At 70.8% G+C, this 24104-nt stretch carries 23 protein-coding genes; 1 reads left to right on the top strand and 22 read right to left on the bottom strand.

All coding sequences use genetic code 11. The features are described from left to right. Positions 1–204: 204 nt before the first annotated feature. From coaBC to pyrR, 12 genes are all read right to left on the bottom strand, one after another. Entirely contained in the window at positions 205–1416 is a 1212-nt protein-coding gene (gene coaBC / locus ACFY8O_RS23260) for a bifunctional phosphopantothenoylcysteine decarboxylase/phosphopantothenate--cysteine ligase CoaBC (RefSeq protein ID WP_387905238.1), read from the bottom strand. 171 nt (positions 1417–1587) lie between these two features. Beyond that, positions 1588–1860, bottom strand: a complete 273-nt coding sequence (rpoZ, locus tag ACFY8O_RS23255; RefSeq protein WP_003970369.1) for a DNA-directed RNA polymerase subunit omega — start codon at positions 1858–1860, stop codon at positions 1588–1590. A gap of 102 nt (positions 1861–1962) precedes the next feature. After that, positions 1963–2580 carry a guanylate kinase gene (gmk, locus tag ACFY8O_RS23250; RefSeq protein ID WP_145806168.1) on the bottom strand — a complete coding sequence of 206 codons (618 nt, stop codon included), beginning with the start codon at positions 2578–2580 and terminating at the stop codon, positions 1963–1965. Between the two features lie 38 nt (positions 2581–2618). Beyond that, positions 2619–2942, bottom strand: coding sequence for an integration host factor (locus ACFY8O_RS23245; protein WP_014157387.1), 324 nt, complete (start codon positions 2940–2942; stop codon positions 2619–2621). Between the two features lie 244 nt (positions 2943–3186). After that, positions 3187–4026, bottom strand: coding sequence for an orotidine-5'-phosphate decarboxylase (gene pyrF, locus ACFY8O_RS23240; protein WP_145806170.1), 840 nt, complete (start codon positions 4024–4026; stop codon positions 3187–3189). After that, positions 4023–5132, bottom strand: a complete 1110-nt coding sequence (locus tag ACFY8O_RS23235; protein WP_387905393.1) for a quinone-dependent dihydroorotate dehydrogenase — start codon at positions 5130–5132, stop codon at positions 4023–4025. Before ACFY8O_RS23235 ends, pyrF begins: the two co-directional genes overlap by 4 nt. A 56-nt stretch (positions 5133–5188) precedes the next feature. Beyond that, the gene (gene carB, locus ACFY8O_RS23230) at positions 5189–8497 is read right to left on the bottom strand and encodes a carbamoyl-phosphate synthase large subunit (protein ID WP_145806172.1); all 3309 of its coding nucleotides are present in this window, start codon (positions 8495–8497) and stop codon (positions 5189–5191) included. Next, a complete protein-coding gene (gene carA / locus ACFY8O_RS23225) occupies positions 8490–9632 on the bottom strand; it encodes a glutamine-hydrolyzing carbamoyl-phosphate synthase small subunit (RefSeq protein ID WP_387905234.1) in 1143 nt (380 codons plus the stop codon). The genes carB and carA overlap by 8 nt, the downstream gene beginning before the upstream one ends. Beyond that, a complete protein-coding gene (locus ACFY8O_RS23220) occupies positions 9629–10240 on the bottom strand; it encodes a PH-like domain-containing protein (protein WP_387905232.1) in 612 nt (203 codons plus the stop codon). Before ACFY8O_RS23220 ends, carA begins: the two co-directional genes overlap by 4 nt. Further along, entirely contained in the window at positions 10237–11523 is a 1287-nt protein-coding gene (locus ACFY8O_RS23215; protein ID WP_145806177.1) for a dihydroorotase, read from the bottom strand. Before ACFY8O_RS23215 ends, ACFY8O_RS23220 begins: the two co-directional genes overlap by 4 nt. 2 nt (positions 11524–11525) lie before the next feature. Continuing rightward, the gene (locus ACFY8O_RS23210) at positions 11526–12542 is read right to left on the bottom strand and encodes an aspartate carbamoyltransferase catalytic subunit (RefSeq protein ID WP_145806179.1); all 1017 of its coding nucleotides are present in this window, start codon (positions 12540–12542) and stop codon (positions 11526–11528) included. Between the two features lie 89 nt (positions 12543–12631). Beyond that, positions 12632–13216 (bottom strand): bifunctional pyr operon transcriptional regulator/uracil phosphoribosyltransferase PyrR, encoded by a 585-nt coding sequence (pyrR, locus tag ACFY8O_RS23205; protein ID WP_145806181.1) that lies wholly within the window; start codon positions 13214–13216, stop codon positions 12632–12634. 221 nt (positions 13217–13437) lie between these two features. Here pyrR and bldD point away from each other — a divergent pair, with 221 nt between their 5' ends. Continuing rightward, positions 13438–13938 (top strand): transcriptional regulator BldD, encoded by a 501-nt coding sequence (gene bldD / locus ACFY8O_RS23200; protein WP_014044812.1) that lies wholly within the window; start codon positions 13438–13440, stop codon positions 13936–13938. A 183-nt stretch (positions 13939–14121) separates the two neighbouring features. Here bldD and nusB read toward each other — a convergent pair whose 3' ends face one another. From nusB to ruvX, 10 genes are all read right to left on the bottom strand, one after another. Beyond that, on the bottom strand, positions 14122–14553 hold the full coding sequence (gene nusB / locus ACFY8O_RS23195; protein ID WP_031097763.1) for a transcription antitermination factor NusB: 432 nt from the start codon (positions 14551–14553) through the stop codon (positions 14122–14124). 2 nt (positions 14554–14555) lie between these two features. After that, entirely contained in the window at positions 14556–15122 is a 567-nt protein-coding gene (efp, locus tag ACFY8O_RS23190; RefSeq protein ID WP_145806183.1) for an elongation factor P, read from the bottom strand. A 51-nt stretch (positions 15123–15173) separates the two neighbouring features. Further along, positions 15174–16280 (bottom strand): M24 family metallopeptidase, encoded by a 1107-nt coding sequence (locus tag ACFY8O_RS23185; protein WP_387905225.1) that lies wholly within the window; start codon positions 16278–16280, stop codon positions 15174–15176. A 69-nt stretch (positions 16281–16349) separates the two neighbouring features. Then, the gene (locus ACFY8O_RS23180; protein WP_387905223.1) at positions 16350–17186 is read right to left on the bottom strand and encodes a Pro-rich N-terminal domain-containing protein; all 837 of its coding nucleotides are present in this window, start codon (positions 17184–17186) and stop codon (positions 16350–16352) included. Positions 17187–17293: 107 nt separating this feature from the next. Continuing rightward, the gene (gene aroQ / locus ACFY8O_RS23175; protein WP_145806189.1) at positions 17294–17737 is read right to left on the bottom strand and encodes a type II 3-dehydroquinate dehydratase; all 444 of its coding nucleotides are present in this window, start codon (positions 17735–17737) and stop codon (positions 17294–17296) included. After that, positions 17734–19380, bottom strand: coding sequence for a 3-dehydroquinate synthase (gene aroB, locus ACFY8O_RS23170; RefSeq protein WP_145806191.1), 1647 nt, complete (start codon positions 19378–19380; stop codon positions 17734–17736). The genes aroQ and aroB overlap by 4 nt, the downstream gene beginning before the upstream one ends. Then, positions 19377–20561, bottom strand: coding sequence for a chorismate synthase (gene aroC, locus ACFY8O_RS23165; protein ID WP_145806193.1), 1185 nt, complete (start codon positions 20559–20561; stop codon positions 19377–19379). The genes aroB and aroC overlap by 4 nt, the downstream gene beginning before the upstream one ends. Before the next feature lie 317 nt (positions 20562–20878). Then, positions 20879–21715, bottom strand: coding sequence for a shikimate dehydrogenase (locus ACFY8O_RS23160; RefSeq protein WP_145806195.1), 837 nt, complete (start codon positions 21713–21715; stop codon positions 20879–20881). Then, positions 21712–23526 carry an endolytic transglycosylase MltG gene (gene mltG / locus ACFY8O_RS23155; protein ID WP_387905220.1) on the bottom strand — a complete coding sequence of 605 codons (1815 nt, stop codon included), beginning with the start codon at positions 23524–23526 and terminating at the stop codon, positions 21712–21714. The genes ACFY8O_RS23160 and mltG overlap by 4 nt, the downstream gene beginning before the upstream one ends. 100 nt (positions 23527–23626) lie before the next feature. Next, positions 23627–24100: a Holliday junction resolvase RuvX gene (gene ruvX / locus ACFY8O_RS23150; protein ID WP_208766031.1), complete on the bottom strand. Its 474-nt coding sequence runs from the start codon at positions 24098–24100 to the stop codon at positions 23627–23629. Between the last annotated feature and the right edge of the window lie 4 nt (positions 24101–24104).

Here is a 24104-nt window from a genome sequence, read left to right as displayed (position 1 = left end):
CTGGCTGATCATTGGTGGACCGCCGGGAGCTGCGCCCGGCACATTCCGTCGACCAGTTTATCGGTCGCTCCCGGTGAATGGGCGACACGTCTCGCCCCTTGGAGGGTCTGTGACCTGCGGCACCGTTGACGGCGGTACGAAAATCCGTCTTTTCGGGGGCACAATATGGCTGATTATCGTGAGATTCCTCCCAGTCGGTCTCTGCTAGGCGATCTGGCCGAAACGGGCCGCGACCAGGTCCCACACCGTGTCGGCGAGGGCCTCCTTGGGGCCGTACGGAACGGCGGTCTCCGCTCCGTCGGCCGCGAGCACGACCGCCTCGTTCTCCTCGGAGCCGAAGGTCTTGCGCTCCCCCACCTCGTTGACGACGAGGAGGTCGCAGCCCTTGCGGCGGAGCTTCTCGCGGCCGTTGGCGAGGACGTCGTCGGTCTCCGCCGCGAAGCCCACGACGATCTGCCCCGGCCGGGCGCGCTCCCCGGCGACCTCGGCGAGGATGTCGGGGTTGCGGACGAGGGCGACGGGCGCCGGCTCCTGGCCGTCCTTCTTCTTGATCTTGCCGGAGGCGTAGGCGGCGGGCCGGAAGTCGGCGACCGCCGCCGCCATCACCACCACGTCGGCGTCGGCCGCGGCCTTCAGGACGGCCTCGCGCAGCTGGAGGGCGGTCCCGGCGTGCAGGACGTCGGCTCCCGCGGGATCGGGGAGCCCGGTGTTCGCCTCGACCAGGGTCACCCGGGCACCACGGGCCACCGCTGTGCGGGCGAGGGCGTAGCCCTGCTTGCCGGAAGAGCGGTTGCCCAGGTAACGGACCGGGTCGAGCGGCTCACGCGTCCCGCCGGCGCTGATCACCACGTGCCGGCCGGCGAGGTCGGGGGCCACGGCGCCACGGGCCAGGACACCCCGGCAGACCTCGAAGATCTCCCCGGGGTCGGGCAGCCTGCCCTTGCCCGTGTCCACCCCGGTGAGCCGGCCCACGGCGGGCTCGACGACGACGGCGCCCCGGCGGCGGAGGGTGGCGACGTTCTCCTGGGTGGCGGGGTGCTCCCACATCTCTGTGTGCATCGCGGGCGCGAAGACCACCGGACAGCGCGCGGTGAGCAGGGTGTTGGTGAGGAGGTCGTCGGCGAGGCCGTGAGCGGCCTTGGCGAGCATGTCCGCGGTCGCGGGGGCGACCACCACGAGATCGGCCGCCTGGCCGATCCTGACGTGCGGCACCTCGTGCACGCCGTCCCAGACCTCGGTCGACACCGGGTTCCCGGAAAGGGCGGACCAGGTGGCCTCTCCGACGAAGTTCAGCGACGCGGCGGTCGGGACGACCCGTACGTCGTGGCCGGACTCGGTCAGCCTGCGCAGCAGCTCGCACGCCTTGTACGCGGCGATGCCCCCGCTGACACCCAGGACGACCTTCGGCTTCTCCACTGCGTCTCCCCGCACTCGTGTCTCCGCGCACTCGCGTGCGGCCTCGTGACGTACGTACTCCATGCTGCCTCACGGCGCCGCGGGCGCCGCGCCGGGCCCCGGACACACCCCAGGCCCGGCGGACGGGCCGCCGGGCCTGGGGTGAAGGTGCGTCTACCGCATACCGCCTGACTACTGCGCGGGGCCCTCGATGGCCTCGGAGGTCAGCAGGCCCGCGTTGATCTCGCGGAGCGCGATCGAGAGCGGCTTCTCGTGCACGTGGGTGTCGACGAGCGGACCGACGTACTCGAGGAGGCCTTCACCGAGCTGCGAGTAGTACGCGTTGATCTGACGCGCGCGCTTGGCGGCGTAGATGACCAGGCTGTACTTCGAGTCGGTGGCCTCGAGGAGCTCATCAATCGGCGGGTTGATGATGCCCTCGGGCGTGGTGATGGAAGAGGACACTCTCTGCCTTCCGAAGGGGATAGAGATCAAAGAGATCTTTGATCATGCTGGGTTCCGCAGTGGTGATGCTCTGCGCCCGTGGCCCGGTGCGGACCGGTGAGGTCAGCCGTCGGTACCACGGAGGCCGGAAGCCTGCAGCATCAACGTTAGCAGCTCGCGTGCGACGTCCTCGACGGAGGTGTTGACGAGCGTGGTGTCGAACTCGGCCTCGGCGGCCAGCTCGACCTTCGCCGCGGCGAGCCGGCGCTCGATCACGTCGGGCGCCTCGGTCCCCCGGCCGGTGAGCCGGCGCACCAGCTCCTCCCAGCTCGGCGGCGCGAGGAAGACGAGCCGCGCGTCGGGCATCGACTGGCGGACCAGCCGGGCGCCCTGCAGGTCGATCTCCAGCAGCACCGGCTCGCCCGCCTCCAGGCGGTCGAGCACGGCCCGGCGGGGGGTGCCGTACCGGTTTCCCGCGAACTCCGCCCACTCGAGCAGCTCGCCGTTGGCGACCAGTTTGTCGAACTCCTCGTCGTCCACGAAGAAGTAGTGGACGCCGTTGCGCTCGCCGGGGCGGGGCTTACGGGTCGTGGCGGACACCGAGAGCCAGACCTCGGGGTGAACCTTGCGCATATGAGCGACGACCGTGCTCTTACCGACCCCGGAGGGGCCGGAGAGCACGGTCAGCCGCGGACGTGCGTCCGGGGGTACGGGGGACGTCCCCCGGGATGTTGCAGCCATGGGGCGATTATCCCCGTTCTCAGGAGTGCCTGAGAACGTCAGGCGGCGCTGCCGCCGAACTCACGCTCCAGGGATGCGATCTGGTTGGAGCCAAGACCCCGGACCCGGCGGCTCTCGGAGATGCCGAGCCGCTCCATGATCTGCTTGGCGCGGACCTTGCCCACGCCCGGCAGGGACTCCAGGAGGGCGGAGACCTTCATCTTGCCGATGACGTCGTTCTCCTGGCCCTGCTTGATGACCTCGTGGAGGGAGGCGCCGGAGTGCTTGAGTCGATTCTTGACCTCGGCCCGCTCCCGGCGAGCCGCGGCGGCCTTTTCGAGCGCGGCTGCGCGCTGTTCAGGGGTAAGGGGCGGAAGAGCCACGCCTACGTCACCTCGGATGTCGATCTGTCGGATACGGACCGGTGAGGAACCCTGTAGCCCCCCACCTGGTGAGCAACGAACAACACGTACTCGTTGGCTCTCGACGGAGACTAGCGGCCATGGCCGCCTGAGTCAGCGAGAACAGACGAAAAGTCCTGGTCAGCCTTGGCCGACCGGGACATTTCGGCCATAACAACCCGGAATTTTGGTCAGGATTCCGTCAACAGCCAGTTACGTGGCATCGTCAGTCCTCCGAGACGGCCGCACGGACCTCGTCCGCGAACCGTCCGGCGGCTTCGCGCAGCCCTGACGCGTCCGGTCCGTGGCGCAGCACGCCCCGGCTCACGCTCGGCACCACATTGCCCACGGCGGCGCCGAAGACGCGGGGAAGATCCGCGGGGGTCGCTCCCTGGGCGCCGATGCCGGGAGCCAGCAGCGGACCGTTGATCGACAGATCCGCGCCCGCGTCCCCGAGGGTGGCGCCGACGACCGCGCCGACGGACCCGAGCGGCGTCGCGCCCGCGTTCTCGGCCGCCATGTGGTCGAGCATCAGCTGCGCGAGCGAGCGCCCGTCCGCCGCGGTGGCCCGCTGGACCTCGGCGCCCTCCGGGTTGGAGGTGAGGGCGAGCACGAAGACACCCGCGCCGGAGACCGCCGCGGCGTCGAGCGCCGGGCGCAGCGAACCGAAGCCGAGGTAGGGCGAGACGGTGACCGCGTCGGAGAAGAGCGGCGAGTCCTTGTCGAGGTAGGTGGCCGCGTAGGCGCCCATCGTGGAGCCGATGTCCCCGCGCTTGGCGTCCATGAGCACCAGGGCCCCGGCCGCGCGGGCCTCCTCGACGGCCTTCTCCAGGACGGCGATGCCGCGCGAGCCGAAGCGCTCGAAGAAGGCCGACTGCGGCTTCAGCACGGCGACCCGGTCGGCCAGGGCCTCGACGACCGTACGTGTGAAGCGCTCCAGGCCCGCGATGTCGTCGTTCAGGCCCCAGGAGGCGAGCAGCGAGGCGTGCGGGTCGATGCCGACGCAGAGCGGCCCGCGGGTGTCCATGGCGTGGCGCAGACGCGCGCCGAAGGGTTCAGGGGTCACTGCACGGCCTTCCGTGTCTCGGCGCCGACGGCCTCGGCGAGGGTGGCGTACGGGGATGCGGCCAGCCGGGCGGCCAGGCCCTTGTGGATCGCCCGGGCGTAGAACGGGCCCTCGTAGATGAAGGCGCTGTAGCCCTGGACGAGCGTGGCGCCGGCGAGGATGCGCTGCCAGGCGTCCTCGGCGTTCTCGATGCCCCCGACGCCCACGAGGGTGAGCCGGGTCCCCACGCGGGCGTACAGGCGGCTCAGGACCTCCAGGGAGCGCACCTTGAGGGGTGCGCCGGAGAGCCCGCCGGTCTCCCCCACCAGGGAGGCCGGGGAGGCCAGGCCGAGACCGTCCCGGGCGATGGTCGTGTTGGTGGCGATGATGCCGTCCAGGCCGAGTTCGACGGCGAGGTCCGCGACCGCGTCGACGTCCTCGTCCGCGAGGTCCGGAGCGATCTTGACGAGCAGCGGCACCCGGCGGTCGGTGACGGTGCGGTCAGCTGCCTCGCGCACGGCGGTGAGCAGGGGGCGGAGCGCCTCGGTGGCCTGGAGGTTGCGCAGGCCGGGGGTGTTCGGCGAGGAGACGTTCACGACGAGGTAGTCGGCGTGGGCGGCGAGCCGCTCGGTGGACTTCACGTAGTCGCCCACGGCCTCGTCCTCGGGGACCACCTTGGTCTTGCCGATGTTGACGCCGACGGTCGTGCGGAAGACCGGGGTGCGGGCGGCGAGGCGCTCCGCCACGGCCGCGGAGCCCTCGTTGTTGAAGCCCATGCGGTTGATCAGGGCCCGGTCGGCGACCAGGCGGAACAGGCGCTTCTTCGGGTTGCCGGGCTGCGGCTCGCCGGTGACCGTGCCGATCTCGACGTGGTCGAAGCCGAGCATCGACATGCCGTCGATCGCGACGGCGTTCTTGTCGAATCCGGCGGCGAGCCCGAAGGGTCCGTGCATCCGCAGGCCGAGGGCCTCGGTGCGCAGCTCCTCGTAGCGGGGGGCGAACACGGCAGCGGTGAAGGTGCGCAGCACGGGGATGCGCGCGGCGAGGCGGATCCAGCGGAAGGCCAGGTGGTGGGCCTGCTCCGGGTCCATCCGCTTGAAGACGAGGCGGAAGAAGAGTGTGTAGATCACGGGTGTCCTCATGAAGAGGGGGACACCGTTTCCGGTGTCCCCCTGTGGGCTTCCTAGTCGCGGGCCGCGGTGAGATGTTCCGCGTGTTCCTGGAGGGAACGCACGCCGACGCCGCCGTGGTTGAGCGCGTCGATGCCCTGGACCGCGGCGGCCAGCGCCTGGACCGTGGTGAGGCACGGCACGGACCGGGCGACGGCCGCGGTGCGGATCTCGTAGCCGTCGAGCCGGCCGCCCGTCCCGTACGGGGTGTTGACGATGAGGTCGACCTCGCCGTCGTGGATCAGCTGGACGATGGTCTTCTCGCCGTTGGGGCCCTCGCCCTCGGAGAGCTTGCGCACGACCGTGGCGTTGAGGCCGTTGCGCTTGAGTACCTCGGCGGTGCCGGAGGTGGCCATCAGCTCGAAGCCGTGGGCGACCAGCTCGCGGGCCGGGAAGATCATCGTGCGCTTGTCCCGGTTGGCGACCGAGATGAAGGCACGCCCCTTGGTGGGCAGCGGACCGTAGGCGCCGGCCTGCGACTTGGCGTACGCCGTGCCGAAGACGGAGTCGATGCCCATGACCTCACCGGTGGAGCGCATCTCCGGGCCGAGGACCGTGTCGACGCCGCGGCCCTGGATGTCGCGGAAGCGCGACCACGGCATGACGGCTTCCTTGACGGAGATCGGCGCGTCCAGCGGCAGGGTGCCGCCGTCGCCGGTCCGCGGCAGCAGGCCCTCCTCGCGCAGCTCGGCGATGGTGGCGCCGAGCGAGATGCGGGCGGCGGCCTTCGCGAGCGGGACGGCGGTCGCCTTCGAGGTGAAGGGGACGGTCCGGGAGGCGCGCGGGTTGGCCTCCAGGACGTAGAGGATGTCGCCGGAGAGCGCGAACTGGATATTGATCAGCCCGCGTACGCCGACGCCCTTGGCGATGCCCTCGGTGGAGGCGCGCAGCCGCTTGATGTCGTAGCCGCCGAGGGTGATCGGGGGCAGCGCGCACGCCGAGTCGCCGGAGTGGATGCCGGCCTCCTCGATGTGCTCCATGACGCCGCCGAGGTAGAGCTCGGTGCCGTCGTAGAGCGCGTCGACGTCGATCTCGATCGCGTCGTCGAGGAAGCGGTCGACCAGGACCGGCCGGGTGGGGCTGATCTCGGTGGACTCCTCGATGTACGAGGAGAGGCGGGCCTCGTCGTAGACGATCTCCATGCCACGGCCGCCGAGCACGTACGACGGGCGGACGAGGACGGGGTAGCCGATCTCGTCGGCGATGGCCTTGGCCTCGGCGAAGGTGGTGGCGGTGCCGTGCTTCGGGGCCGGCAGTCCGGCCTCGGCGAGCACCCGGCCGAACGCGCCGCGGTCCTCCGCGGCGTGGATGGCCTCGGGCGGGGTCCCCACGACCGGCACGCCGTTGTCCTTGAGCGCCTGCGCGAGGCCGAGGGGCGTCTGTCCGCCGAGCTGGACCACGACACCGGCGATCGGGCCCGCGAGCGACTCGGCGTGCACGATCTCCAGGACGTCCTCCAGCGTGAGCGGCTCGAAGTAGAGCCGGTCGGAGGTGTCGTAGTCGGTGGAGACGGTCTCCGGGTTGCAGTTGACCATCACGGTCTCGTAGCCCGCGTCGCTCAGGGCGAAGGAGGCGTGGACGCAGGAGTAGTCGAACTCGATGCCCTGGCCGATGCGGTTCGGGCCGGAGCCGAGGATGATCACGGCGGGCTTGGTGCGCGGCGCGACCTCGCTCTCCTCGTCGTAGGAGGAGTAGAAGTACGGCGTCTTCGCGGCGAACTCGGCGGCGCAGGTGTCGACCGTCTTGTAGACCGGGCGGATGCCGAGCGCGTGCCGGACCTCGCGGACGACGTCCTCGCGCAGCGCGCGGATCTCGCCGATCTGGGCGTCGGAGAAGCCGTGCCGCTTGGCCTCGGCGAGCAGCTCGGGGTCGAGGCGCTCGGCGGCGGCCAGCTCGTCGGCGATCTCCTTGATCAGGAAGAGCTGGTCGACGAACCAGGGGTCGATCTTCGTGGCGTCGAAGACCTCTTCCTGGGTGGCGCCGGCACGGATCGCCTGCATCACGGTGTTGATGCGGCCGTCGGTGGGACGGACCGCCTCCGCGAGCAGTTCGGCCTTGTCGCCGGGCTCGCCGGTGAAGGCGAACTGGGAGCCCTTCTTCTCCAGGGAGCGCAGGGCCTTCTGGAGCGCCTCGGTGAAGTTGCGGCCGATCGCCATGGCCTCGCCCACCGACTTCATGGTGGTGGTGAGGGTGGAGTCGGCGGACGGGAACTTCTCGAAGGCGAAGCGCGGGGCCTTCACCACGACGTAGTCGAGCGTCGGCTCGAAGGAGGCCGGCGTCTTCTCGGTGATGTCGTTGGGGATCTCGTCGAGCGTGTAGCCGACGGCCAGCTTGGCGGCGATCTTGGCGATCGGGAAGCCGGTGGCCTTCGACGCGAGCGCCGAGGAGCGGGAGACGCGCGGGTTCATCTCGATCACGATGATCCGGCCGTCGGCCGGGTCGATCGCGAACTGGATGTTGCAGCCGCCGGTGTCGACGCCGACCTCGCGGATGATCGCGATGCCGATGTCGCGCAGCCGCTGGTACTCACGGTCGGTGAGCGTCATCGCGGGGGCGACCGTGATCGAGTCGCCGGTGTGGACGCCCATCGGGTCGAAGTTCTCGATGGAGCAGACGACCACGACGTTGTCGTTCTTGTCGCGCATCAGCTCCAGCTCGTACTCCTTCCAGCCGAGGATGGACTCCTCCAGGAGCACCTCGGTGGTCGGCGAGAGCGTGAGGCCCTGTCCGGCGATGCGGCGCAGCTCCTCCTCGTCGTGGGCGAAGCCGGAGCCGGCGCCGCCCATGGTGAAGGAGGGGCGGACGACGACGGGGTAGCCACCGAGCGTGTCCACGCCGGCGATGACGTCGTCCATGGTGTGGCAGATGACGGAGCGGGCGGACTCGCCGTAGCCGATCTTGGCCTTGACGGCCTCGACGACACCCTTGAAGAGGTCGCGGTCCTCGCCCTTGTTGATGGCCTCGACGTTGGCGCCGATGAGCTCGACGCCGTACTTCTCCAGCACACCGTTGTCGTGCATGGAGATCGCGGTGTTGAGCGCGGTCTGCCCGCCGAGGGTCGGGAGCAGCGCGTCCGGGCGCTCCTTGGCGATGATCTTCTCGACGAACTCGGGGGTGATCGGCTCGACGTAGGTGGCGTCGGCGATCTCCGGGTCGGTCATGATCGTCGCCGGGTTGGAGTTCACCAGGATGACGCGCAGGCCCTCGGCCTTGAGCACGCGGCAGGCCTGGGTGCCGGAGTAGTCGAACTCGGCTGCCTGCCCGATGACGATCGGACCGGAGCCGATGACCAGGACGGACTGGATATCGGAGCGCTTAGGCACGCTGGCCCTCCATCAGGGTGACGAAACGGTCGAAGAGGTACGCGGCGTCGTGCGGGCCCGCGGCTGCCTCGGGGTGGTACTGGACACTGAAGGCCGGCTGGTCGAGCAGCTGGAGTCCTTCGACCACCTGGTCGTTCAGGCATACGTGGGAGACCTCGGCGCGGCCGAACTCGGTGTCGGACACCTTGTCGAGCGGCGCGTCGACGGCGAACCCGTGGTTGTGCGCGGTGACCTCGACCTTGCCGGTCGTGCGGTCCTGCACGGGCTGGTTGATGCCGCGGTGGCCGTACTTCAGCTTGTAGGTGCCGAAGCCGAGCGAACGGCCCAGGATCTGGTTGCCGAAGCAGATGCCGAAGAGCGGGGTCTTCCGCTCCAGGACTCCGCGCATGACGGAGACCGGGTGGTCGGCGGTGGAAGGGTCGCCGGGGCCGTTGGAGAAGAACACGCCGTCGGGCTCGACCGCGTACACGTCCTCCAGGGTGGCGGTGGCGGGCAGGACGTGCACCTCGATGCCGCGCTCCGCCATGCGGTGCGGGGTCATGCCCTTGATGCCGAGGTCGATCGCCGCGACGGTGAACTTCTTGGTGCCGACCGCGGGGACGACGTACGCCTCCTCGGTGGCGACCTCGGCGGCGAGGTCGGCGCCGCTCATCTCGGGGGCCTGGCGCACCTTGGCGAGCAGCACGCCCTCGTCCTGGACGGCGTTGCCGGAGAAGATGCCGACGCGCATCGCGCCGCGCTCGCGCAGGTGGCGGGTGAGCGCGCGGGTGTCGATGCCGCTGATGCCGACGACGCCCTGTTGCGCGAGTTCCTGGTCGAGCGTGCGGCGGGAGCGCCAGTTGGAGGGCACCCGTGCGGGGTCGCGCACGACGTAGCCGGAGACCCAGATCCGCGCGGACTCGGGGTCCTCGTCGTTCACTCCGGTGTTGCCGACGTGCGGGGCCGTCATGACGACGACCTGGCGGTGGTACGAGGGGTCCGTCAGCGTTTCCTGGTAGCCGGTCATGCCGGTGGAGAACACCGCCTCGCCGAAGGTCTCCCCCACGGCCCCGTAGGCGCGGCCGCGGAAGGAGCGGCCGTCCTCCAGCACGAGTACGGCGGGAGCCTTTCCGGCTCCCCGGGTGGAGATGGTCATCGTGCGGTGCCTTCCGTCGTGCTGGTGAGGTTGTTGTCAGTGGTGCCGGCGAGCCGGTTGACGGCGTCGACCCAGGCCTGGTGTTCGGCCGCGTGGTCGGAGCGGAAGCCCGAGTCGATCAGCTGGTCGCCGTGCGCCCAGGTGATGACCAGCAGGCCGCCCTCGGGCAGCACCTTGCCGGCGAGCGCCTTGTCGAGCCTGGCCTCGCGCAGCGCGCCGGCCGGGACGAAGAAGTCGGCGGCACCGGGGCGTACGACGTCGAGGCCCTGCTGCGTGAGGGTCAGCTCGACCCTGCTGCGGGTCCCGAGGCCGTGGGCGACGATGCGGTCCAGCCACTGCCCCGCGGTCGTCGAGGCGTGGTAGCGCCCGGACAGTGTGAGCAGGCTCTCCCCGCCCGGGAACCCTTCGGGGGTGGTGGCGAGCTCGGGCAGGCCGGACTGGAGGCGTCCTCGCCACTTCCATCCCTGGCGCATCAGCCAGTAGACGAAGGCGACGAAGACGACCAGTCCGACGACCCAGCTGATGCGGGCGGACCAGTCCGTCACCTCGGCCGACTTCTGCTCGGCTGCCAGTCGGTACAGCTGGTAAGGGGGGTGAAGTGTTGTCACGCGAGCTTCCCGTCGACGACCGTGGCACGGCCCCGCAGGAAGGTGTGGGTCACTCGGCCGGGCAGCTCGCGACCCTCGTACGGAGTGTTGCGGCTGCGGGAGGCGAAGCCCGCGGGGTCCACAGCTCCACGGTATGCCGGATCGACCAGCGTGAGGTTGGCGGGCTCACCCGCCGAGACGGGCCGGCCGTGTCCTTCGAGCCTGCCGATGGCCGCGGGGCGGAACGACATGCGGTCGGCGACGCCCGCCCAGTCGAGGAGGCCTGTGTCCACCATCGTCTGCTGGACCACCGAGAGGGCGGTCTCCAGGCCCACCATGCCCATGGCCGCGGCGGCCCACTCGCAGTCCTTGTCCTCGTGCGGGTGGGGGGCGTGGTCGGTGGCCACGCAGTCGATGGTGCCGTCGGCGAGCGCCTCGCGCAGGGCCATGACGTCGGCCTCGGTGCGCAGCGGCGGGTTCACCTTGTAGACGGGGTTGTAGGAGCGCACGAGCTCGTCGGTGAGCAGCAGGTGGTGCGGGGTGACCTCGGCGGTGACGTCCCAGCCCTTGGACTTGGCCCAGCGGACGATCTCCACGGACCCGGCGGTCGAGAGGTGGCAGATGTGCACGCGGGAGCCGACGTGGGCGGCGAGCAGCACGTCCCGGGCGATGATCGACTCCTCGGCGACGGCGGGCCAGCCGCCGAGACCGAGCTCGGCCGAGACGACGCCCTCGTTCATCTGGGCGCCCTCGGTGAGGCGGGGCTCCTGGGCGTGCTGGGCGACGACCCCGTCGAAGGCCTTCACGTACTCCAGGGCGCGGCGCATGATCACGGCGTCGTCGACGCACTTGCCGTCGTCGGAGAAGACCTTCACTCCTGCGGCGGAGTCGTGCATGGCGCCGAGCTCGGCGAGCTGCTTGCCCTCCAGGCCGACGGTGACGGCGCCGACGGGCTGCACGTCGCAGTAGCCGGATTCCTTGCCCAGCCGCCAGACCTGCTCGACGACGCCGGCGGTGTCGGCGACGGGGAAGGTGTTGGCCATGGCGTGGACGGCCGTGAAGCCGCCTGCCGCCGCCGCCTTGGTGCCGGTGAGGACGGTCTCGCTGTCCTCACGGCCGGGCTCACGCAGATGCGTGTGCAGGTCGACGAGGCCGGGCAGCAGGATCTGGCCGGCCGCCTCGACGACGGTGGCGTCTGCGGCCTCGATGCCGGTGCCGGTCTCGGCGATCGTCTCGCCGTCGATGAGGACGTCCTGCGGCTCGCCGCCGAGGACCTTCGCACCGCGGATCAGGATCTTGCTCATGATTACTTGTTCTCCTCGGTACGGGCGGAGGCGGAGGGCAGAGCGGTCTCGGAGCCGCCCAGGAGCAGGTACAGGACGGCCATGCGGGTGGAGACGCCGTTGGCGACCTGCTCGACGGCGGTGCAGCGGTCGGAGTCCGCGACCTCGGCCGTGATCTCCATGCCGCGGACCATGGGGCCGGGGTGCATCACGATGGCGTGCTCGGGCATCCGCGCCATGCGCTCGCCGTCCAGGCCGTAGCGGCGCGAGTACTCCCGCTCGGTCGGGAAGTAGGCGGCGTTCATCCGCTCCCGCTGCACACGCAGCATCATGACCGCGTCCGACTTCGGCAGCACGTCGTCGAGGCGGTAGCTGACGTCGCAGGGCCACTGCTCGACACCGACCGGCACGAGGGTGGGCGGGGCCACGAGGGTGACGTGGGCGCCGAGCGTGTGCAGCAGGTGGACGTTGGAGCGGGCCACCCGGCTGTGCAGGACGTCACCGACGATCGTGATCCGGCGGCCTTCGAGGTCCCGGCCGATCCCGGCGTCGCGCCCGACCAGCCTGCGGCGCATCGTGAAGGCGTCCAGCAGGGCCTGGGTGGGGTGCTCGTGGGTGCCGTCACCCGCGTTGACGACCGCGCTGTCGATCCAGCCGGAGGTCGCGAGGCGGTACGGGGCGCCGGAGGCACCGTGCCGGATGACGACGGCGTCGGCGCCCATGGCCTCCAGGGTCAGGGCGGTGTCCTTGAGCGACTCGCCCTTGGAGACGGACGAGCCCTTCGCCGAGAAGTTGATGACGTCGGCGGAGAGGCGCTTGGCGGCGGCCTCGAACGAGATGCGGGTCCGCGTCGAGTCCTCGAAGAACAGGTTGACGACCGTGCGTCCACGCAGGGTGGGGAGCTTCTTGATCGGCCGGTCCGCGACCCGGGCCATCTCCTCGGCGGTGTCGAGGATCAGGACGGCGTCGTCGCGGGTGAGGTCTGCGGCGGAGATGAGGTGACGGGGGGTCCGGGGGCTTCCCCCGGGAGGGCGCAGCATCTGGGGTCTCCGTGAAAGGTGGAGGGATCAGGCAGGCGGGCGTGCCGAAGCAGCCGTGCGGCCTTGGGGGCGCACGGGAAGGGAGGCGGCTACTGCTCGCCCGCCGGGACGGTCTGCTTGACGCCGAGCAGCACGGCGTCGCGGCCGTCCTCCTCGGCGAGCTGGACCCTGACCGTCTCCCGCAGCGACGTGGGGAGGTTCTTGCCGACGTAGTCGGCACGGATCGGGAGTTCGCGGTGGCCGCGGTCGACGAGGACCGCGAGCTGTACGGCACGGGGCCGGCCGATGTCGCCGAGCGCGTCGAGCGCGGCGCGGATCGTGCGGCCGGAGAAGAGCACGTCGTCGACCAGGACGACCAGCCGGTCCTCGATGCCCTCGCCGGGGATCTCGGTGCGTCCCAGGGCGCGCGCGGGGCGCATGCGCAGGTCGTCGCGGTACATCGTGATGTCGAGCGACCCGACCGGCGTCTTTCGGCCGGTGATTTCTTCGAGCTTCCCGGCGAGCCGGCGGGCGAGGAAGACCCCGCGGGTCGGGATGCCGAGCAGCACCACGTCGTCGGCGCCCTTGGCGCGTTCGACGATCTCGTGGGCGATGCGGGTCAGAACCCGGGCGATGTCGGGAGCCTCGAGAACAGGGCGTGCCGCATTGCCGGTGTGGTCATGCTGTGCGTCCATAAGAAACGGACCTCCTTCTCCGCCTCACTGGACGGACGTTAAAGGACGTCGAAATTGCGTCATCCACGTTACCAGGGCTTGTGTGAGGCCCAGGCCCCGCCCCCAGGAGGTGGAAGTCCGGACCTTTCGGCTTGACGCAGCCAAGTAACGCTGCGTAACCTCACAGTGAGTTACCAGCCACGCGGCCCAGCCGCAGAATGTTCCAGCGTCCGGGGAGCCTTATGTCCAGCGAATACGCAAAGCAGCTCGGGGCCAAGCTCCGCGCCATCCGCACCCAGCAGGGCCTCTCCCTCCACGGCGTGGAGGAGAAGTCGCAGGGCCGCTGGAAGGCCGTCGTGGTCGGTTCCTACGAGCGCGGCGACCGTGCCGTGACCGTGCAGCGCCTTGCCGAGCTGGCCGACTTCTACGGCGTCCCGGTGCAGGAGCTCCTGCCCGGCACGACCCCCGGCGGCGCCGCCGAGCCGCCGCCGAAGCTGGTCCTCGACCTGGAGCGCCTCGCCCACGTTCCGCCGGAGAAGGCCGGACCGCTGCAGCGTTACGCCGCGACGATCCAGAGCCAGCGCGGCGACTACAACGGCAAGGTGCTCTCGATCCGCCAGGACGACCTGCGCACCCTGGCCGTGATCTACGACCAGTCGCCCTCCGTGCTCACGGAGCAGCTGATCAGCTGGGGCGTCCTGGACGCGGACGCGCGCCGCGCCGTCGCCCACGAAGAGGGCTGACGCCGGGAGAGCCGCCGGTTCTCGCGAGAAGCCTGCCGCCGGCCCGGCGGGTCCCTGAACAAGGGCTCCGCCGGGCCGGCGTTCTCATGCCCGCGTGGCCGCATGCGTCAGCCGCTCGCGGGAACGCCGAAGGGCCCACGGTCGTCGACCGTGGGCCCTTCGTCCGGCTCGACGCCGCCGGGGTCACTGCTCCCGGCGGAGATTCGGCTTGAGGTCCTTGAACCGGGCCAGCAGGCCGTTCACGAAGGCCGGGGAGTCGTCCGTGGAGAACTCCTTGGCGAGCTGGACCGCCTCGTCGATCACCACGGCGTCCGGGGTGGAGTCCATCCAGATCAGCTCGTACGCGCCGAGCCGCAGGATGCTCCGGTCGACGACCGGCATGCGGTCGATCTCCCAGTCGACGGCGTAGGTGACGATGAGGTCGTCGATGCGGTCCGCGTACTGCGCGTACCCCTCGACCAGCTCCATCGTGAATTCACCCACCGGCGGCTGACGGTCGTCGGTCCGCGAGAGCCGTACCCAGTCCGCGAGGACCGTCTGCACGGACTCACCGCGCTGGTCGGCCTCGAAAAGGATCTGGAAGGCGCGCTTGCGGGCCTTGTTCCGGGCAGCCACGGTTAGCTGTTCACCCGGCCGAGGTAGTCGCCCGAGCGGGTGTCGACCTTGATCTTCTCGCCGGTGGTGATGAAGAGCGGGACACCGATCTCGTAGCCGGTCTCCAGGGTGGCGGGCTTGGTGCCACCCGTGGAGCGGTCACCCTGGACGCCCGGGTCGGTGTGCTGGATGGTGAGCTCGACCGCGGCGGGCAGCTCGACGTACAGCACCTCGCCCTCGTGCTGCGCGACAGAGGCGGTGAAGCCCTCGATCAGGAAGTTGGCGGCGTTGCCGACGGCCTTGCGGTCGACCATGAGCTGGTCGTACGTGTCCATGTCCATGAAGACGAAGTACTCGCCGTCCATGTACGAGAACTGCATGTCCCGGCGGTCGATGGTGGCCGTTTCGACCTTCACACCGGCGTTGAACGTCTTGTCGACGACCTTGCCGGAGAGCACGTTCTTGAGCTTGGTGCGCACGAAGGCGGGGCCCTTGCCGGGCTTGACGTGCTGGAACTCGACGACGGACCAGAGCTGGCCTCCGTCGAGCTTGAGCACCAGGCCGTTCTTGAGGTCGTTCGTGGAAGCCACGGTTGCGGAATCTCCTGGACTGAAAGCTGGTGGACAACCAACGAACGCGCGCTAGAGCGCGAGCAGCTCCTTGGTCGTAATGGTGAGTAGCTCGGGTCCGCCGTCCGCCTCTGGGCGCACGACGAGCGTGTCATCGATCCGGACACCGCCCCGGCCCGGGAGGTGGACCCCCGGTTCGACGGTGACCGGCACACAAGCGTCCAGTTTACCCATGGCTCTCGGTGCCAACTGCGGGTCCTCGTCGATTTCGAGCCCGACCCCGTGCCCGGTGCTCGGCGGAAGGCCGTCCGAGTGACCCGCCGAGTCCAGGAGATGGCGGGCTGCACGGTCGACGTCACGGTAGGCGGCTCCGGGCACCAGAGCCTCCCTGGCACCCCTCTGAGCGGCGAAAACGAGATCGTAGAGCTCGATCTGCCAGTCCGCGGGGCTGGTCCCGATGACGAACGTCCGGCCGATCTCGCACCGGTATCCGCGGTAGTTCGCCCCGAGGCACACGGAGAGGAAATCCCCCTCCTCGACCCTCCGGTCCGAAGGCCGGTGGCGCCCCCGGCCCGAGTGGGGCCCGGTCCCCACGGAGGTGGGGAACGCGGGACCGTCCGCACCGTGGTCCACGAGGCGCCGCTCCAGCTCCAGGGCGAGGTGGCGCTCCGTGCGGCCCACCAGGATCGACTCCAGGAGCTCTCCGAGCGCCTGGTCGGTGATCTCGGCGGCGATCCGGAGGCAGGCGATCTCCTCCTCGTCCTTGACGATCCGCAGCTGCTCCACGGTGTGCCCCAGGTCGGCCAGCCGCAGGTGCGGGGCGACGGAGAGCATGGCGCGGTGCCGGGCGACGGTGAGGTCGTGCTCCTCGACGGCGAGCGACACGGCGTCGGCCGAGAGGGCGAGTCCCGCCGCGGCGACGACGGGGTCCCCGGCGGCCTCGGGCAGCACGTCCACCCGCAGCTGTTCGTCGGGGCGCCCGTGGGAGGGGTCGCCGGTGGGTGCGTGCGGACAGAGCAGGACGTCCTCGCCCGCTCCGAGCAGCAGCACGGCCCCCGGCGGGGCCGCGCCCGCCAGGTAACGGACGTTCGCGGGGCGGGAGACCAGGGCTGCCGCGGATCCGGCGGCGGCGTACCGGTCGCGCAGCAGCCCGCGTCGGACGGCGTACACCTCTGACATGTTTTCGAGCCTACGAGCGCCGGCGCCCGCCCGCCCGGCCAGCGCACCCGACCGGGAACGGAAGCGGTGCTACCAGGCCGGAGGGCTGGCTATGGAGCGGGCCAGGACGTCGTCCAGGACGCGTGCGGTGGTCTCGACGTCGTAGGTGGAGTTGTCGATGATCGGCAGTCCCGAGCCGTACCAGCCGGCCATCCGGCCGTGGATGCGGGCCACTTCCTCGTCGGAGAGCCTGCGGTTCCCGCTGCGGGCCGCGTTGCGCTCCAGGACGACCTCCAGGCCGGGCAGGAGGACGACGGGCAGCAGCCCGGGCCCGACGTGCCGCTTCCAGCCTCCGAGGCCGACGACGGGCCGGTCGGGGAAGACGGCGTCGTCGAGGATGCAGGAGATGCCGTTGGCCAGGAAGTTACGGGCGGCGAAGCCGCAGGTGCGGCGGGCCAGCCGGTACTGCGCCTCCGAGTGGTCGTTCCACCCTGCCTGCGGGTCGGCGAAACCCGAACAGACCCACTCGCGGACGTCGTCCAGGGAGACGTGCGCGGTCGGGACCCGGCGACGTCCGGCCCAGAGCTTGGCGACCGTGGTCTTGCCCGCTCCTGCGGGGCCGATCAGGAGGACGGCCAGGGTCGCGGCTCCCGTGCCCGGCTCGGCGGGCTGCGCGGGCAGCGGTACGGGGCCGCCCGGCGGCAGCTGGACGTGCCCGGTGGTCTCCGGGGACGGCGGCGGCACCAGGGTGTGCTGCGGGGCCGGTGCCTGAGGCATCGGTGCCTGGGGCATCGGCACCTGGGGCGCCATGGGAGGAAGGGGCGGCCCCTGTGGGCCGGGGCGGTCTGCGTGCTGGGCCTGGTGCGTCCACGGCCCGTTCCCGGGACCCTGGGGCGGCGGCAGCGGGGCCCCCACTGCGTGCTGCATCCGGTGCCACTCCGTCTCGTGCAGGCAACTGGCGCTGGTCGTCGGCAACCGTACCTTCCCCGGCCGCCAGGCTGTGAACGGGCGGGGAAGGCACGAAGTGCCCGGTGTCAGCCCGTCAGTTCGTCGGCCAGGGCGCGCAGGGCGAGCCGGTAGGAGCCGATGCCGAACCCTGCCACGGTGCCGGTGGCCACGGGGGCGACCACCGAGGTGTGGCGGAATTCCTCCCGTGCGTACGGATTCGAGATGTGCACCTCGATCAGCGGGGCGGTGCGCTGGGCTGCCGCGTCCCGCATGCCGTACGAGTAGTGCGTGAACGCACCCGGGTTGAGAACGACCGGAATCGATCCGTCCGCCGCCTCGTGCAGCCAGCGGATCAGCTCGCCCTCGTCGTTGGTCTCGCGGACGTCGACCTCGAAGCCGAGTTCCTCGCCGAGGGCCTGGCAGGTGTCGACGAGACCGGCGTAGGAGGTCGCCCCGTAGACATCGGGCTCACGGGAGCCGAGACGTCCGAGGTTCGGCCCGTTGAGGACGAGGACCCTGCGGGCGGTCACGCGGAGACCTCCCCGTAGGCGGCGAGCAGGACCGCCGGGTCGGGGCCCTCCAGGACCGTGGGCTTGCCGATGCCGTCGAGGACGATGAAGCGCAGCAGGTCGCCGCGGGACTTCTTGTCGACCTTCATGTTCTCCAGGAGCTTGGGCCACTGGTCGCCGCGGTAGGTGAGCGGCAGCCCGACGGACTCCAGGACGGCCCGGTGCCGGTCGGCGGTGGCGTCGTCCAGGCGTCCGGCGAGACGGCCCAGCTCGGCGGCGAAGACCATGCCGACGGAGACGGCCGCGCCGTGGCGCCACTTGTAGCGCTCGTTCTTCTCGATGGCGTGGGCGAGGGTGTGGCCGTAGTTGAGGATCTCCCTCAGGCCGGACTCCTTGAGGTCGCTGGAGACGACCTCGGCCTTGACCCGGATGGAGCGTTCGATCAGCTCAGCGGTGTGCGGCCCGGCGGGCGTGCGGGCGCCCTGGGGGTCCGCCTCGACGAGGTCGAGGATGACCGGGTCGGCGATGAAGCCGGCCTTGATGATCTCGGCCATGCCGGAGACGTAGTCGTTGACCGGCAGCGAGTCCAGGGCGGCGAGGTCGCAGAGCACTCCGGCCGGCGGGTGGAAGGCGCCGACGAGGTTCTTGCCCTCGGCGGTGTTGATGCCGGTCTTGCCGCCGACCGCCGCGTCGACCATGGCGAGCACGGTCGTCGGCACGGCGATCCAGCGCACCCCCCGCAGCCAGGAGGCGGCGACGAAGCCGGCCACGTCGGTGGTGGCGCCGCCGCCGACCCCGACGATGACGTCGGTGCGGGTGAAGCCCGTCTGGCCGAGGGCCTTCCAGCAGTAGGCGGCGACCTCGACGGTCTTGGCCTCCTCGGCGTTCGGCAGCTGGATCGCGATGGCCTCGTACCCCTGGGAGGCGAGGTCCTCACGGACCGCCTCACCGGTCTCGGCGAGCGCTTCGGGGTGCAGGACGGCGACCCGCTTGGCGCGGTCACCGATGAGGCCGGGCAGCTCACCGAGGAGCTGACGGCCCACGAGCACCTCGTACGGGTCGGTGCCTGCCGTGCCGGCGATCTGGATGCGCGTGGTGCCCTGCTCGCTCATGCGTGTGTTCTCCTGGCCGGGCGGCACGGCCTGGCCCGTGCGCTCCGGCAGATCCGTGGTGTCGAGGATCGCCTGGGCGACCTCTTCGGGGGTACGTTCGTCGGTCGCGACGGTCGCACCGGCGACCTCCTCGTACAGCAGGCTCCTGGCCTCCATGAGTTCGCGCCACTGCCGTCGCGGGTTGATGGCGAGCAGGGGGCGTGCGGTGTTCAGCCCGACCCGCTTGACCGCCTCGTCCACGCCCATGGAGAGGTAGACGACCCGGTGGTCCGCCAGCAGCGCACGGGTGGACCCGTCGAGGATCGCGCCGCCGCCGAGGGCGAGGACGCCGGTGTGGTGGGCGAGCGCGTCCTGCACGGCCTGGCGCTCCAGGGCGCGGAAGTGCTCCTCGCCCTCGTCGAAGAAGATCTCCGGGATCGACTTGCCGACCGTGGCCACGATGTCCGCGTCGGTGTCGCGGTAGGTGGTGCCGAGCCGCCCGGCGAGCAGCTCGCCCACCGTCGACTTGCCGACGCCCATCGGGCCGACCAGGACGATCAGCGGGCCGCTCACCGGATCTGGAGGTGGGAGAGGTAGGACTGCACGTTGCGGTGGGTCTCGGCGACGCTGTCGCCGCCGAACTTCTCCGCGACCGCGTCGGCCAGGACCAGGGCGACCATCGCCTCGGCGACGATCCCGGCGGCGGGGACCGCGCAGACGTCGGAGCGCTGGTGGTGCGCCTTGGCTGCCTCACCGGTGACGACGTCGACCGTGGCGAGCGCGCGGGGCACGGTCGCGATGGGCTTCATCGCGGCACGGACCCGCAGCAGCTCGCCGGTGGTCAGTCCGCCCTCGGTGCCCCCGGAGCGGCCGGAGGTGCGCCTGATGCCGTCCTCGGTGGCCACGATCTCGTCGTGCGCCTGGGAGCCGGGCACCCGGGCGAGGTCGAAGCCGTCCCCGACCTCGACGCCCTTGATGGCCTGGATGCCCATCAGCGCGGCGGCGAGGCGGGCGTCGAGCCTGCGGTCCCAGTGGACGTGCGAGCCGAGGCCGACAGGGACGCCGTACGCGAGCACCTCAACGACCCCACCGAGGGTGTCGCCGTCCTTGTGGGCCTGGTCGATCTCCGCGACCATCGCCTTGGACGCGTCCGCGTCCAGGCAGCGCACCGGGTCGGCGTCGAGCCGTTCGACGTCGGAGGGCTTGGGGTGGACGCCGTAAGGCGCCTTGGCCGCGGCCAGTTCGACGACGTGGGAGACGATCTCGATGCCCGCGGTCTCCTTGAGGTAGGAGCGGGCCACGGCGCCGAGGGCCACGCGGGCGGCGGTCTCGCGGGCGCTCGCGCGCTCCAGGACGGGCCGGGCCTCGTCGAAACCGTACTTCTGCATACCGGCGAGGTCGGCGTGGCCGGGCCGCGGGCGGGTCAGCGGGGCGTTACGGGCCTGCGCGGCCAGCACCTCGGGGTCGACCGGGTCGGCCGACATGACCTGCTCCCACTTGGGCCACTCGGTGTTGCCCACCATGACGGCGACGGGCGAGCCCATGGTCAGGCCGTGCCGGACGCCGCCGAGGAAGGTGACCTCGTCCCTCTCGAACTTCATGCGGGCGCCGCGCCCGTAACCGAGCCGTCGACGGGCGAGCGCGTCCGCCACCATCTCCGTGGTGACGGGGATACCGGCGGGAAGACCCTCCAGCGTCGCCACCAGTGCGGGGCCGTGCGACTCTCCGGCGGTCAGCCAGCGCAACCTGCTCAACGGTGCTCCTCATGCTCGCGCCTGTAACTGCGACGGCGCGACCGGGTGCGCGGCCCTGGCCCGCCGTCTCCGATCCTCCCACGACCGAAGGGCCTGACCTGCCGCCGGTCCAGCAGACGGACGTTTCGGCCGTGTCTCGTGGGAGTGAAGGGAGTGGGCCGGAGCGTGCGGCGGGCGGTCAGCCGCAGGTCACACGGGTTGCGGTGCGGGACGGGCCGCCGAGGGCGTGCGCGGGCGCCGCCGGGCCGCGTGGAAGCGGTGGACAACCGGCGTCGTGCGGTGGTCCGGCCGGGGACGCGCCGCCGCCCCGCGGGTCCTTATGCCTGACGGCCGCGGGCCGCGAGGGCCGCCTCGCCGGCGGCCCGCATCACGGCGAGCGGAGCGTCGCGTCCGGTCATCTGTTCCACCTGGAGGACGGCCTGGTGCACCAGGAGGTCCAGGCCACCCACCACCGCGGCTCCGGCCGCCTCCCAGCGTGAGGCCAGCGCCGTCGGCCAGGGCTCGTACAGCACGTCGAACAGGGTTCCGGGTGCCTCGGGGACGGCGTCCGCCAGGGCGTCCGTGGTACCGGCCGGAGTGGTGGCGATGACCAGGGGGGCGCGCAGGGCCTCGCCGGCGCGGTCCCAGTCCGCGATCCTGACGTCGACGCCGAGGCGCTCGCCCCAGCCACGCATCTCGTCGCCCCGCGCGGCGCTGCGCACATAGGCCGTGACGGGCCCGGTGCAGATCTCGGCGAGGGCGGCCAGCGCCGAGGACGCCGTGGCTCCGGCGCCCAGGACCGAGGCCGACTCCGCCTTCTCGACGCCGCGTTCACGCAGCGCGGCGACCATGCCGGGGATGTCCGTGTTGTCACCGTGGCGCCGGCCGTCCTCGGTGAGGACGACCGTGTTGACGGTCTCGATCGCCGCCGCCGTGTCGCTGATCCCGTCCAGCAGCGGGATGATCGCCCGCTTGAGCGGCATGGTCAGGGAGAGACCCGCCCACGAGGGGTCCAGCCCCTCGACGAAGCCGGGGAGCCCCGCCTCGTCGACGTCGAAGCGGTCGTACGACCAGTTCCCGAGCCCGAGCTCCGCGTAGGCGGCCCGGTGCAGGTCGGGGGAGAGCGAATGGGCGATGGGCGAGCCGAGGACGGCGGCGCGGCGGGGCGTGCTCACTGGTCTGCCTTGTTCTCTTCGTACTGCCTGCGGTTGCGCTCGTGCTCCTCGTTCGTCACGGCGAACAGCGTCTTGTCCTCGGTGACGGAGACGAAGTAGTACCAGGGACCGGACGCGGGGCTGATGGCCGACTGCAGGGCGTCCGCACCCGGATTGGAGATCGGGCCGAGCGGCAGCCCCTTGATGCTGTACGTGTTGTACGGGTCGTCGATCTTCCGCAGATCGTCGACGGCGCCCACGTCCAGGGTGCTCTCCGCCCGGATGTAGTTGATGGTCGAGTCGAATTCGAGCCTGCCGACCGTTTCGAGATTGTCCGGCTTGAGCCGGTTGTACACGACCCTCGCGACCTTGTCGAAGTCGTGCTTGTACTTGCCCTCTTTCTGGACGAGGCTCGCCACGGTGACGACGTCGAGCGGAGAATCCAGATTCAGCTTCTCCGCGTTCTCCTCGAGGTCCAGCTTCGCGTATTCCTTGTTGGCCCGCGTGACCATTTTCTTCAGCACGTCCTCGGGCTTCGACCCCTCGGAGACCGCGTACGCCGCCGGGAAGAGGAATCCTTCCAGCGGGTCCTTGATCCCCGGGTCGTCGTCCGCCCATTCGGGCAGTCCGAGGCTCTCCGCCTTCGTCTTCGCGATACCGGCCGTGGTGCCCGACTTGAGTTTCAGCTTCTTGTCGATCGCCTTGTAGACGTCGAGGGTGCTCGTTCCCTCGGGAATGATCATCGCGTTCTGGCTGGCGGGGTCCAGCATCATGTCGAGAGCGCTGTCCGCCGACATCTCCTTCTTCAGAAGATAGACACCGGCCTGGATCGATTTGCCCTTGGGATTTCCGCTCTGCGCCGAGATGAAGGCGTCGGCGGATTTCACGACGCCCGCCTTCTTCAGAATGCTCGCGATCTCGTTCCCGAGAGCACCCTCGGGAACCTCCACCTCGACCGAACCGCTGCCGCTGCCCGAGTAGTCGGGTGCCTCGCCGAACTGGGACTGGTAGTAGGAGTAGCCGAGATAGCCCACTCCCCCGAGACCACCGACGAGGACCACGGACACGACCAGGCACGCGCAGCCGCTGCGGTTCTTCTTCTTGTTCTTGCCCCGGCGGTCACCACCGCCCCGCCTGCCCTCGCGCGGGTCGTCGTCGTACTCGTCGTCGGGGCGCTCGTCCTGCCCGGCGTCCCTGGAAGCACGGTCCGCCTGCGGCTCGTCGGCACCCGTGAAGAAAGGATGCGTCTCCTCCTGCGGCACCTCGGGGTCCCAGTCCTGGCCCTGCTGCTGGGCCTGCTGCTCCCGTCGCCCCGGAGGCTGCGGCGGAGGGTAGGCCTCGGGGGTGCCGTAGTGGTCGGCCTGCTCGCCGTAGCCACCGGGGGCGCTGCCGTACGGGGGCTGGACCCCGTACGGCATCGCCGGCTGCTGGCCGGTGTCCCAGCCACCGTCGTAGGCGGGCTGCTGGGGAGGCTGCTGCCCGTACGGGTCCTGCCCGCCGCCGTACGGTTGCTGCGGGTGCTGCCGGCCGTACGGGTCCTGCTGGTGCTGCTGGGCGTACGGGTCCTGCTGCTGCTGGTGCTGGCCGTACGGGTCCTGCTGGTGCTGCTGGTCCTGCTGGGCGTAGGGGTCCTGCTGATGCTGCTGCTGCTGCGCGTAAGGGTCCTGCTGGTAGCCCTGCTGGGCGTACGGGTCCTGTGCGTAGGGCTGCTGCTGGCCTTCGTACGGGCCCTGGCCGTGGGCGGCCTGGGGGCCTCCCCATCCCTGGTCCCCGTACAAGGGGTCCTCGGGATGCCACGGTTCGGAGCCGGGGCCCCGGCCATACTCAGTCATCGATCCCCTTGAGCCGCGAGACGACGCTCCGTCTCTTCGCTTTGCTGTGCGGTGTCTGTTCGAACACCGCCGCATCGCGCGGAACGTTACCGTATCGCGATCAGACAACCACTTCGACGCCCTCGCCCGGAGCGGTGCCTGACGCCCGTTCGGACTCCAGAGCGTTCTGAAGGATCACCACAGCGGCAGCCTGGTCGATGACAGACCGGCCCTTCTTGGACTTCACGCCCGAAGCGCGCAGCCCTTGAGTGGCCGTCACTGTGGTCATCCTCTCGTCCAGGAGACGTACAGGAATCGGTGCGATCGCACGGGCGAACACCTGGGCGAACGCACGGACCTTCGCGGCGGCCGGGCCCTCCCCGCCCCCGAGGGAGCGGGGCAGCCCGACGACGACCTCGATCGGCTCGTACTCCTCGACGATCTGGCCGAGCCGCCGGTGGGCGGCCGGGACGTCACGTCCCGGCACGGTCTCCACCGGCGTGGCGAGGATCCCGTCGGGGTCGCACGAGGCGACCCCGATCCGGGCATCACCGACATCGATCGCGAGTCGGCGCCCTCTGCGCATCTGCGACATCTCC

It is taken from the genome of Streptomyces argenteolus (assembly GCF_042902585.1).
In the GTDB taxonomy this organism is placed as follows: Bacteria; Actinomycetota; Actinomycetes; order Streptomycetales; family Streptomycetaceae; genus Streptomyces; species Streptomyces argenteolus.
This window is presented reverse-complemented; position numbering and strand designations above follow the sequence as displayed.